Annotated in this window: 10 protein-coding genes; 5 read left to right on the top strand and 5 right to left on the bottom strand. The window is 36.6% G+C overall.

The features are described 5' to 3' along the window. The first annotated feature begins 36 nt into the window (after positions 1-36). Positions 37-420: a hypothetical protein gene (locus PQG52_RS02320; protein WP_271827720.1), complete on the top strand. Its 384-nt coding sequence runs from the start codon at positions 37-39 to the stop codon at positions 418-420. Positions 421-460: 40 nt separating this feature from the next. Here the strand turns inward: PQG52_RS02320 and PQG52_RS02315 are convergent, their stop codons facing one another. The 3 genes from PQG52_RS02315 to PQG52_RS02305 all read right to left on the bottom strand — a co-directional run bounded on the left by PQG52_RS02315 (position 461) and on the right by PQG52_RS02305 (position 4,257). After that, on the bottom strand, positions 461-958 hold the full coding sequence (locus tag PQG52_RS02315) for a PPC domain-containing DNA-binding protein (protein WP_271827719.1): 498 nt from the start codon (positions 956-958) through the stop codon (positions 461-463). 100 nt (positions 959-1,058) lie between these two features. Continuing rightward, positions 1,059-2,585 carry an OprO/OprP family phosphate-selective porin gene (locus tag PQG52_RS02310; protein WP_271827718.1) on the bottom strand — a complete coding sequence of 509 codons (1,527 nt, stop codon included), beginning with the start codon at positions 2,583-2,585 and terminating at the stop codon, positions 1,059-1,061. 166 nt (positions 2,586-2,751) lie between these two features. Continuing rightward, a complete protein-coding gene (locus PQG52_RS02305; RefSeq protein WP_271827716.1) occupies positions 2,752-4,257 on the bottom strand; it encodes an OprO/OprP family phosphate-selective porin in 1,506 nt (501 codons plus the stop codon). A 280-nt stretch (positions 4,258-4,537) separates the two neighbouring features. Between PQG52_RS02305 and PQG52_RS02300 the strand changes: the two genes are divergently transcribed. Genes PQG52_RS02300 through PQG52_RS02290 form a run of 3 tightly spaced genes read left to right on the top strand, consistent with a single transcriptional unit; the run spans position 4,538 to position 8,036 of the window. Beyond that, positions 4,538-6,532, top strand: coding sequence for a glycosyltransferase (locus tag PQG52_RS02300; protein ID WP_271827714.1), 1,995 nt, complete (start codon positions 4,538-4,540; stop codon positions 6,530-6,532). A gap of 5 nt (positions 6,533-6,537) precedes the next feature. Beyond that, complete coding sequence (locus PQG52_RS02295; protein ID WP_271827713.1) at positions 6,538-7,275, top strand: ABC transporter ATP-binding protein; 738 nt, start codon at positions 6,538-6,540, stop codon at positions 7,273-7,275. Further along, positions 7,275-8,036, top strand: a complete 762-nt coding sequence (locus PQG52_RS02290; RefSeq protein WP_271827712.1) for an ABC transporter permease — start codon at positions 7,275-7,277, stop codon at positions 8,034-8,036. The genes PQG52_RS02295 and PQG52_RS02290 overlap by 1 nt, the downstream gene beginning before the upstream one ends. A gap of 564 nt (positions 8,037-8,600) precedes the next feature. On the opposite strand, the gene PQG52_RS02285 is transcribed toward PQG52_RS02290, so the two are convergent. After that, complete coding sequence (locus PQG52_RS02285) at positions 8,601-11,591, bottom strand: esterase-like activity of phytase family protein (protein WP_271827711.1); 2,991 nt, start codon at positions 11,589-11,591, stop codon at positions 8,601-8,603. Positions 11,592-11,650: 59 nt separating this feature from the next. Continuing rightward, positions 11,651-11,947, bottom strand: a complete 297-nt coding sequence (locus PQG52_RS02280) for a YciI family protein (protein WP_271827710.1) — start codon at positions 11,945-11,947, stop codon at positions 11,651-11,653. A gap of 145 nt (positions 11,948-12,092) precedes the next feature. On the opposite strand from PQG52_RS02280, the gene PQG52_RS02275 reads away from it, so the two are divergent. Next, entirely contained in the window at positions 12,093-12,848 is a 756-nt protein-coding gene (locus PQG52_RS02275; protein WP_271827709.1) for a heme ABC transporter permease, read from the top strand. Position 12,849: the final 1 nt, after the last annotated feature.

Here is a 12,849-nt window from a genome sequence, read left to right as displayed (position 1 = left end):
CTATAAGTTGTTGTCTTCTTACCAAGGATACCTTCTGTGAAATTCCAATTTTCTTTAATCCCTATGTTCTTTTTTATGTTCAGCATCCATGCTTGGTCTATACCTAAAAAGCCAGAATACCATAACGGAACATTCATATATAAAATTTACTATGAAGAACAAAATTCTTGGATGGGCGATACTGTAATTGTCAAAATACACAACGATCGAATAAAAATATATGCAAAAAAGGTAAATATATCTGGCATAAAAAATGGCGAACTGATGGAAGATGGAGTTATTCGCCAACACAAGTCAGGCGTATGGATTATTTCATCCCCCAACTCTCCTCAAGATGTAAATCTCGATCATATAGAAGCTTGCCTTGGAAGTGCACCAGCAACGATTGATTTTAAAAAGAAAATATATTGGATGTGCTAATTCGATATTTTAATCAAATTTTGACCAATGCAACAACTTTTTAGTTAAACTGATACAAATTCAACCCAATCGTTTCATCATAATATCGTGGCAGCTGACCGTTATATTTTGTAATGACAAACTCCCCTGCACCGTTAATCACACCAGTTAATAAATGCCCAGCCAAAGCTGAATAGTCAGACCGACCAAGTGTTATATGTAAATGTAAGTAAAGCTTGCCATCTTTTTGAGCAATATTTCCAGTTAGATTACTGATTTCCATTTGTTCAGAAAATGTTTTATCTCTAAATTTTTTGGTAACAGGATTGAAAAAACGCAATGTAGCTTCTTTTACTGCGCCAAGACCAATAATGCTACCAGCCGTAACATGTTGGTCATGACAGAAATCACCAATGGCTTTTGAAATCTCAGCGTGATTTTTAATACTAACCACATACTGGTCACCAGATTGTTTAAAACTATACAGTTTTTCATTAGATTGAGCGAAAGCTGAAAAAGACGTTAAAAACAAGAAAAATACAAAAAGAAGTCGTTTCATCCACTTTACTCTATTTGGTATACATAAATCATTTAATTATGAACATCTTACACCGCTGACTTAATCTTTCGTCAAATGTTAATTTGTTCTTATTCAAGTCTTAAAACGTAAATTGTAATCTTGATGTAATAAAGTTACTGGTACGACCAAAGAGATTATATCTATTTCCCTTGGACCCTGTCGCGTGCACACGATGATATTCCAACATAATCCGCATATGGGACGATGGATACCAGTTAAATCCAGTGGTAATCATGGTTTGCTTTCCTCCCTGCACTCCTTGGAATTTTCCCGTGGGGCTATAACTATGTACACGATCATCTAAATCCATTTGGCTAAACCGTGCATCCCATTCCAAAGCCCCCCACTGACCTGCTGCTGGATTAAAATACGATCCTGTTGGTGGATTAAAAATAGCACGTGCTTTATTATATGATCGTGGTTGACCAAAAAGTGTATAAGAAGACGAAATATACCATCCTTTAAAATTAAAATTAGGTCTGTATTCATTATAACTTGAATTACGTCCCAACCGCACGTTATAAAATTCTGATTGCACAACAGATCGTTTCCAACGAAATCCCACTTCTGGGCCAATAGACCATACATTATCAACCCCATTCAATGTGCCCGTGCGAATATATTGTTTACTTAACCACAACTGAGCATCTTGCCTCGCACTGATCCCGTATTTTTTATTATCACCGTGCAAAGCAAACGAACTTGAAAGTCCTAAATGTAAGTCAAAATCTCGAGTGGCAAGCGGATGCACCGCAGCTCTGAATACACCACCAATTTGATTATTTTGAAAATTTTGCTGGAATGGCTTGCCTAATCGCTGACCCGTGACATAAGCACTAACCATATATCGATTACCAAAATGTTGGGCACCAAACGCTAATCTTGGCTCACCTCCAGCAATATTACGTACCACGTCAATAATGGCTGGACGCTCCATAAATTCATACCCTGTCGAGCTCTCTGCATCTTGCATTGAAGATCTTGGTTGAAATAACCCGATAGTAACAATTGTATTTTTAAACCCTTTATATGCCAAGTTAGCTTCATATAAATTATATGTATCTCTAAAAAACTCACCAAATTCAGGGCTTACGGTTAGTAAGAAATCATCATATTGCACGCCTAAACTAAATCGTCCACGACGTATATATCCTCGGGACCCAGAAACATCTTGACCATATTTGTTATCAGGTCCAATAAATCCGCCGATATCATAGTTAATAATCATACCCAACGAAATTTTTAACCGTTTATTTTGAGAAGTCAAAGTTGGGCGACCTTTGGGAAATGTTAAATTTAATCCCCCGACATGGTATTTGATATTTTTATAAGGATCTACATTAATAACTTTTATAGCATTCCACATTGTACAAGTTTTTTCAGCCTTTGCACAAATATACCAGCCTTGTCCAAAATCGGCCTTTTGTTCTCCTAATTGTGCAAGCTGTTTATCATCAGGAATTTGCTCTGACTGGGTAACTATCTTCGTGCTAGCAATACTACTTGCAGAAGAAGCACTCGTAAAACATACAGCAACACTGAAAACGATGCTGTATGGTAAAATAAAGCTATTAATTTTGCTATCATTTATTTTATTTATACACATATCACACACCATATTATTAAATATGTAGATTAATTAACAAATATCAGAGAATCAAACTACGAAAAAATAATCTTATGTATGAATATATAGAAAGTTAAAGTAACATTTAGGTCAGGTAATATAAGGGGTTTTACACATTAACTATAAAATAATGTGTAAAATTGAATTAAAAATTATATTGCAACCTTGAAATGACCAAATTACTGCTGCGACCTCTGGGGTTATACTCATTTTTCAACGAAGACGATGCTTGAATATGATTATAATCTAACATTATTTTGACTTGGGAAGATGGGTACCAATTGAAACCCGTTGACCATACGGTCTGCTTTCCACCATTTACACCCAATAACTTTTTATCAGAACCATACCAAGATTTATGACTGTTTAAATCCATCACACTCCACCGCGCAGACCATTCCAATGCTCCCCAATATCCTGCTGCTGGATTAAAGGTTGGTCCTATCGGCGTGACAAATACACCTCTTTGGGCTTCGTAAAGTCGAGGTTGCCCAAATAACGTATAATTAGCACTAACATACCATCCTGGAAAATTTAAATTTGGAGCATTCTCACCATTTACAGACGACCTTTGCATATGAATAGAGTAATATTCAGATGTTAATAAAAACCTTTTATAACGCAAAGCAACTTGAGGTCCAACACTCCATATACTATCAACCCCATCCATCGTTCTGGTTCTTAAATAAGGACGTGTTAACCATATTTGTGCTTCTTGCCCGGTATTCATCGAATATTTACGATTTTCTCCATGAAAAGCAAAAGAACCAGAAACACCAACATGTAAATCAATATCGTTGGTAATGATTGGACGACCTGCCAAGCGAAAAACACCTCCAACTTGATTATCTTGAAAATTCTTAAAAGAACCATAACGAGGACCCGTTACATATGCTGCCACAATATATTTTTTTTCCCAATGTGTCCCACCCAACGACAAACGTGCATTTGCCGCAGCAATGTTACGAACTAAATCAATCACCATTGGGCGTTCAACGAATTCAAAAAAATTAGAACCCTCGGCATCTTCCAACGTTACACGAGGCTGCAATAACCCTATATCAATGGATGTATGGCGAAATCCTTGATACCTTAAAGAAGCTTCAAACAAAGAATCATTTTGTGTGCCAGATGTTCCCAGATCAGGGGTCACGGTTACCACAAAATCTTTATATTTTGCACTTACGATGAAACGACCACGCCTTAAATGACTGCGGATACTATTCATCGATGGTCCATTTCCCTTTGGATTCCCACCAACAAAAGCACCAACATCATATTGGAACATTCCTCCAAGCGAGATAACTAATTCTTTATTATTTAAAGAAAATGTTGGTCGACCTTTTGGAAAAGTAACAGATAATTTTCCTATTTGATATTTAATATCTTGATAAGGATCAATATTCACCGCTTTAACCGCATTCCATAAAGAACAAGATTGAGCGGTTTTTTCACACGCAATCCATCCTTGTCCAATATCCACCTTTTGTAAATGAGACAATGCTTTTGCTTGGTCGGTTGCGTTCATCGTACCATGAGAAATATTCGTTTGCGGGGTCGCACTGTACCCAGAATCGCACAAACCCGTTACACCACCCCCGATTAGAAGTAGCGCTATGGTGTTTTTATATCCAGAATAATATTTGCTCATTTTTTACGATTTACCTATTTAAAACAGCAATAACCCGATCAATTATACATATTATAATGCGCTTTATAATTTATTACAATATTTTTAAGTAAAATTAATATCAAAATTATCCACATAATACTTTATAATATAGTATTATTTAATATCTAATCAGCAGTTTTTCTTATATTCATTTTACAATCCTATCCTCTCAAGTATACTCAATATCATATTTTTGTTTTGCGAAAAATGTAACTACTGGTAGAATCTGTTTATTGTATATTGCGTATAAAGAATCTTTATGTCACCTCTTGTATCGAACTTCATTGAACTATCTTTAAATAAAGAGAATGAAAATCAATGGTGTTTGGTACTTTGCAAACTGCTGCAAAAACAAAATAACAACCTCCCTTTTGTGCTTTCTATTCATCACCGTGACAGCCTAGAATGGGAAGAAACCCACTATTTGAAACAATATGACTGTTTCTCACAACATTGGATCGGCGGGATTATATATTTACCACATGATAGTGATAAGATTAAAGTTAGTATCCCTCAGAATAGCAAAACTAGCCCTGTATTGAGTTCTATAAAGATTATCCCTTTGTCTCGATTACAAGCAGGCATATTATTGGCATTGAGCAGCCCACAAGCTATTATAAAAACAATTTTAGGCTCGCCAACTCATCTAAAAAAACGTTTACGCACAGCTCTCCATCATCAATATAATCAATCAAATATCCATTTAACTTACAAAGATTGGTGTGATCTATATGATCGCTGGGGGCAGCAAGAGAAAGAAATTTTGTATCAAAGTCCATTTTATAATCAATGGCCTGTCATTCATTCCTTGATATATAATCCGCCTGATAGTCATTACCCTGAAACGGATATTAGCTTAGATCAACAATGGCCCACACCTCGAAAAGCCGATCAATCTTACGTGGCTATCTTACAAAATGGTGAAGTCTTGTCAGATCATGCGCTCGCTATTTTTGCAGATCAAGCCGCAAGAGAAAATTACCCAGCAGCTCTTTATGCTGACTCAGATATGTTCGATCACAATCATCAACGCTCCACGCCTCACTTTAAACCCAGTATTGGATATTCAATACTAGCATCTGGTCTCTTAACTCAAGATATTTGGCTATTTCGCCAAGATATCTTTGACTCTTATCAACAACAACATCCAACAAAATACAACTCCGCTTATACACATCGTCTTGCTTTGGCGCTATATTTAGAGAACCAAAATTTATCTATTCATCATGTGCCTTTTATATTAAGCCATCGCCAGATCACCCCTGGCACAGCAGCCATCAAAGCGATGCATCAAGTCATTAAACGAGATTTATTATCTCGAAACCGGATCGGAGAAATACAAGATAATATTTTTCCGCTAAACATTAATCTAATTTCTGATCACATCCCTGTCAGCCTGATTATTCCAACTACCATTTCATCAAAAACCATTCGCAACGCTATTTTAAGTATTCTTCACAAGACACATTATCCGAATACTGAAATAATATTAGTCATCTCACAGCCAGCTCCTTTAAGCCGTGCGCAGCGTTATTATTTACGTCCTTTATTAAAACATCAAAACTTACGAGTGGTTTGGTTAAAAACAGATAGTTTTAATTTCTCTCAAAGCTGTAATTTTGGGATTCAACATGCAAAGCATGATTTTTTTGCAATTGTGAATGATGATGTTCGACCTAAGGCTTCAAAATGGTTAAGTTATATGATGGGACATATGCAAAATGATGATGTAGGTGCTGTTGGGGCAAAGCTCTATTATCCTAATGGGCAAATACAACATGCTGGTATTATTATGGGGGCTGCTAACCTCTGTGAGCATGCGGGGCGTTTTCAGCAATCTAATCGATTTACATTAACCTACGACCATGATGTATCAGCAGTTACAGGAGCTTGCATGTTAATCCGCAGGTCGGCGTATAACCAAGTGCAAGGATTTGATGAAACCTATGAGATCGCTTATAATGACGTTGATTTTTGTTTGAAATTACGAAAAGCAAACTATCATATTATTCAGTGCCAACATGCTGAGTTGATCCATTATGAATCGCTTTCCTTAGGAAATCATTATACGGGGCGACGCGCAGGGAAAGAGCGACAAGAAATCCTATCAATTCGCTCTAAATGGAAATCTGTATGTAATAATGATCCTTTTTATAATCCTAATCTTTCTTTACAACGCGGGATGGATGGGGAACCTGCTTTTCCTCCTCGTATAACCCGTCCTTTTGCAACTTTTTCTCCTTTTAATAAGTAATTACTGTGCCAAACATTTCACCATCAATCTATATTCATGATCTTACGCTCAATTATCAGAATAAACCTGTGTTTTCCAAATTAAACACAACTTTCCAAGGTGGTGTATTTAATATCCTCCTTGGGGCAAGTGGTGTTGGGAAAAGCAGTTTACTTAAAATGATTGCTGGTCTTTTACCTATTAGTGAAGGACAGATAACTTGTGAGCCAACAGCCTCATTAACTTCACTAATCAGCTATATGGCACAACAAGATTTGTTGATGCCTTGGGCTACGGTTATTCAAAATGTAATGTTAGGCAGTAAATTACGAAAAGAAAAACAAGATAAAAGCAAAGCGCTTCATATTTTAGAGCAAGTGGGATTAAGCAATGTCGTCCATCAATATCCCTCTCAATTATCAGGAGGAATGCGCCAGCGTGCTGCACTTGCTCGAACATTATATGAAGATCGTCCGATTATTCTGATGGATGAACCTTTTTCAGCATTGGATAGTGTGTCCCGTAGCAAAATGCAGGATTATACAGCACAATTATTGCATGAAAAAACTGTTATTTTAATCACCCATGATCCTTTTGAGGCCTGTCGATTAGGAGAAAATATTCAAATTCTGGTTGGCCATCCTGCGCAGATTCATCTCATTCCGTCTATTCAAGGTTCTATTCCTCGCCATCCTGACGATATCCATGTGCAACAAGCTCAAGCCAATTTATTAAATCTTTTGATAGAAAAAAGTGCAATATAATGCCATCCTTTCCCCTTTATTTCCGCATCCCCATCTTAATAATTGGCTTATTACTTTTATGGCAAGTGATACATCTTTTTCTTAATATACCACCATATTTATTACCCTCTCCATATTCTGTTTTTATCGCTTTCAAAGATAATCAAGTATTATTATGGAACTCCGCTTTTATCACCTTTAACGAGACTATCCTGGGGCTTATTTTAGGATGTGGTCTGGGGATGCTTTTGGCATTAATGATGAGTCTTATTCCATTCGTTAGACAGTGGTTAATGCCGATTATTTTGATAAGTCAATCCATCCCAACCTTTGCGCTTGCTCCTTTATTAGTTTTATGGTTTGGTTTTGGGATAAGTTCCAAAGTAGTCATGGCCATGATTATGATTTTTTTTCCAGTCACCTCTGCTTTTTTTGACGGTTTGACCCGTACCCCAGCGGGATGGATAGAGTTGGGAAAAACGATGAATGCCTCCCCTCCAAGGCAATTACTATATATCCGTATTCCTGCCGCATTACCTTCTTTTGCTTCGGGGCTTCGAATTGCCGCAGCTATTGCTCCCATTGGTGCCGTGGTTGGGGAATGGGTCGGTGCTTCTTCTGGACTGGGGTTTTTAATGCAAAATGCAAATAATCGCTTTCAAACCGATTTAATGTTTGCAGCTTTATTCTTATTATCTTTGATGACGATATGTTTATGGGGAGCAGTAACAATAGCCACAACCAAACTGATCCCATGGGCAGAAGATACGAGGGAATTTTAATATATCAATGAGTGACGAACATAAATTGACAATCCATAGCCCATTGCCCGATCATTACTTTGAACAATGATAAAGTCAGATTAATACAACAACAGCATTTTATGTATTTGATAAAAATCGCATTCCTTATACTGTATTCATCAACATGAAGACCTTAACAAAGAAGTCATACGTTGGGGTGGACATTTTAATTTACAGGACACAACCGAAAAAATGTTGTTAACCATTAATAGTGGCAACGTCGATGATATCAAAACAATCGTTACCAATTTATTTCGACAACCTAATTTTTTTACGCTAAACCAATTAGAAGAATAATTTGTATCACTCTAAATCTTTCTCATTCAACACATATTACTTATCTATGATGATAGAACCTTCGAGTTTCTAAAGAATCCCCTGAGAGCTTTTCATCATTGGATATATAATTAAATATTCAATCGCTAGACTATATAATTCATAACCATTCTATAAAAGCGCTAAAAAGATAAAGAAAACAGCTTAAATCTTCTAGAGTTTAGTTAAAATTTCGCTTAAACAACGAGTTATGTAAGAGCAACATTTTCAATCGTCAACAAAATAAGAACCTGTCTCTATAATCTGAATTGATAAAAATACGCTTCCCACTGTATCTAAGGGTTGCAAGGGAAGAAGCGCGTTTCCTGCTGTCCATCGAGCATTTAACTCTGATAAAGGTAACCATCCCGAGAGTTCACGTTTGGATAAGTGAATATCGATAATTTGCTCTTGATCCTCATGGTGCAAACAAATTTTTCCCACCGAAATACCCAAATTATACCGATTATCAACGAACGGTCCAAATGCATCACATGGACGATAAGTTCTCGACATTAAACGAACCGATTGGGTAGTAGAGGGTAATTCAAATAATATTTTTTGGTCTCGATTTTGCATTGGCAGTATCTTACTTCCTCGATCTGTCAGCAAATATACATTGGGATCATTGGTTTTAGCTCTTTTGGCCTCCACTGACTGCACGCACATACGATCCGCACGTTGATCTAAAAAATTGAAAATGGCGTGTGCGTTGCCTCGTTTTGTAATAATAGGTGCTGCCGCATCACGGTCCCAATTTTTTATTTTATTAAACGTGGCATTGTTTAATGATTTACTCTCAAAATAATGACGATTTCCAGTGTCTAAATAGCTCTCTGACAAAGCCCCGTTGGCCTCAATAATACTATGTTTTTCAAGCTCTATATGATAATAATCATACGTGGTGGCAGAACGGTCATAAAAAACTGTCTTGCCGTTGACCAACATACGAACAGGAACAAAACATCCCTCAAAAAACATGCAATGTTCAGCAGTAACATATAAATCTGCAAAAGGAACGCCTTCTTCAAATGCATTTTTACGAATACAAACGGGATATCCTGCCATGTCATCATGTTTATAGGGAATGACAGTGCCCTTTTGCTTACCAACCCATACTACTTGGCGTAATTGCCATACGTTGCGATGCCCAAGACTATAAACCAAATCCCCTGGCATTATATCTTCTACTCGAACCATTCCATTTTGTGTACGGATAAATGTTCCGGGCAAAAAACAAGCATCACCATCATCTAAGGCAAGACTGATAAACTGAGTTTTATATTGAGACGGATTAAAATTATTATCCGAAACTAATATCAAAGATTGTCGACCATCAGGCAACTTTGGTCCCAGAGCCATCCCTTCAATATTATCAATTTTTGTCTCGTTTGTATTTAGTTTATCCACAATCGAAGGATCTTGGGAATCAAAGATTTTAGTCTTGTCCAATAGCTTGGCATTCTCAGCCGTCAAATAATCAATATTCAAAACATTTTGTGCACCAATTAAACTGACTTTATAAATACGTACACGGTTGCTCGAGACTCCCTCTGTAACACCTGTCTGATTTCTATTATTACCTCTTTCCATGATTAAAAGCGTGTTGCTATCCAAAGCTAAAATCTCGGAAATCCCATTACTCGTTGCACCAATCGTCGAAGGACGATCCGTATAATACGCATATTGCGCTGTAATATTTCCGTTTTCGTCATATTTCGTAATTCTAGAATATCCAGTGGCATCACCCGTTAAATTACGCTCCATAGCGATATAATAAGAGCCATCAGGTGCGAAAGTAGAACCCTCTAGACTTAAATTATCTTGAGCCCGCAGAGCAATATTCTCTGGCACTGCAACCTTAGTTACTGAACCATCTTGATGATAATGATAAATTCCAGCAGGTTTTTCTTCTGTCGTATACCAAAAACCATTTCCATTTGGATCAAGACGAATGGATTCAGCATCTGAGATAGGATTGCCCTTTTCATTAACCAGTGGCTGCGCACTCAAAAACTCAACTGTTGGACGCGAATTGACATCAGTTAATCCGTGCAGTTTAATACGAAACATTACAGAATATCCTAGCGAAGCACCGTCAATTGTCTGGTGATCTGACTCAACAATATAAGTATCTGTTTTAGGATCATAGTCAATTCCTGATAATCCACCAATACGATAGGTTACACCATTAGAATCTCTGTATTTATAATCAAAAGGCAACCCAACTTGATTGATATAATACAACTGTAAATTGCTGGATGTCGTATCAAGCGCATAACTAACTAATTTTGTATTTTCTGCGCTAGTAGTGGTATTCTGCGTATTCGAGGCAAAAACAACTGATCGTCTTCCATCAAATAAAGTCGGGCCTAAACTCATATTTACAATACCAGTCAAACCGTACTCTTGTGCATTTGCCAAGGACGAACCTTCTAAATCAAGGACAAGATTCTTTGGGACTAATTGTGCATTTGTAGAATTTAAATCGACAACCCTTAAAATATTCTCTGCATTTTTTAAATTAATTTCATAAACCCTGGCATATGCATTCATTTTTGCCATTAGATTGCTTTGATCTGAAGTATACTCTCGTTCTAATACCAATAACTGATCGTTGTTAATTGCCAATATTTCATAAACACCATTATTATTCGTAGAGGTAGAATCAGTACCATAAGCATATTGTGCAACCGATTGCCCATCTGAATCAAATTTCGTAATTCGAATATATCCTGGAGTATCTTGTTTCAAGTTTTTTTGTAACGCAACGTAATAAAACCCATCAGGGGAAAAAGTCGCTCTTGTCGATTGTTTATGTTCATCCTCTGAGCTGATTTCTATAAGATTAGGGATAGTTCCTAATTTTCTAACAGTCCCATTGTTATAATAGCGATAAATGCTTGGTTTTATTGATTCTGTAGTTACCCAATACCCATCCCCTTTGGGGTCTTTACGAACAGAGCGCACATCATCAATTTTCGTTAAATCAACTGGGGTTTTCACCAATTGGATTTGTGGGGTGCCATCAGGATTATACAATCCTGTAAATTGAAAACTATCAATTGCTTTTGGTTTACCATCGGCTCCAAAATCACACGGAACACTATAAGTGTCTGTGACATTATCATAATATATTGCTGATAAGCCATTAAATTGATACTTATTGTTTATATCCGTTTCAAGCAATCGGGCTTGATTTAAAAATTGAAGCCGCATTTATTCTCTACCTATTATATGTATTTGATTGATTTTTTATATTTAGTTTTTATAAGCGACTATGTTGCTAACATTTTTCCGTCTGATGCAATCATTTTTATTGGTCTAATAATGACACTTTCAAAAAGACCTGCTTTTGTATATGGATCGCTATCAGCAAATCCTTCTGCTGCTGCTCGATCATCCATCTCGATCATAATCAAAGATCCACAGCTTTTTTCATCTTTATTTAGTAAAGGACCGCAAACTTTAATATATTTTTCATAAGTTTTCAAATATGCTAGATGTTGCGGACGTACAGCCATTCTCAATTCGTTACAATCAGGTTTATCATTACACATAATCACAAATAACATTTTAGATTCCTAATGCTAATCATATTATAATTAAAACTTTATTAATTATGCATAGTAATATAAATCTTTCTACTTTTAAAATTGAAAAAAAACACATTCACTTGTAATAGTATGATTATCTTTATTTTTATTTAATATCTTCCGAATGACAAATACATCATCTTCCCCACCAAGCCAATCACATTTCAATATTCATCGTTTTGCTAATCCAGGAACTTTTTTACGCTTTGCAAGTAAAATACAATCATGGGTTACAGTATCGGCTATCATTTTCCTTGTGATTGGGGTGATCTGGGGGTTATGTTTTTCCCCTGCGGATTGGCAGCAAGGTGATAGCGTCAGAATTATGTATATCCATGTTCCCATGGCAATTTTGGCAAGTGGAGGATATTTTGCGTTGGCTGCATGTGCTTTATGCTCTTTAATTTGGAAGCATCCACTAGCAGATCTGGCAGCTGGTGAAATTGGTCCCATTGGTGCAGTCATTACCGCACTTTGTCTAATTACAGGATCTCTGTGGGGCAAGCCAATGTGGGGGACTTGGTGGGTATGGGATGCCAGATTAACCTCTGTCTTGGTTTTGTTTTTTTTATATCTTGGGCATATTACCTTATTACATGCCTTTGATAATCAACAAAAAGGATATAAAGCAGCAGCAATTTTAGCTTTAGTAGGTGTTTTTGATTTACCTATTATTAAATTTAGTGTTAATTGGTGGCATACTTTACATCAACCCAGCACATTTAGTATAACACATGCACCCACAATGAGCCTTTCAATGATATGGCCCCTTATTTTCTGTTTTACGGGATTTGCTTTGGGCTTTATTGCTTTGGTTTGTATGCAATTGCGTGCTGCTATTCTTGAACGTCAAGTCCGCCATTTTTTATTAAATGAATAGG

The organism is Commensalibacter communis, assembly GCF_947179105.1.
Taxonomy (GTDB): domain Bacteria; phylum Pseudomonadota; class Alphaproteobacteria; order Acetobacterales; family Acetobacteraceae; genus Commensalibacter; species Commensalibacter communis.
The sequence above is the reverse complement of the archived record's forward strand: the minus strand, read 5'-3'. Positions and strand labels throughout refer to the sequence as shown.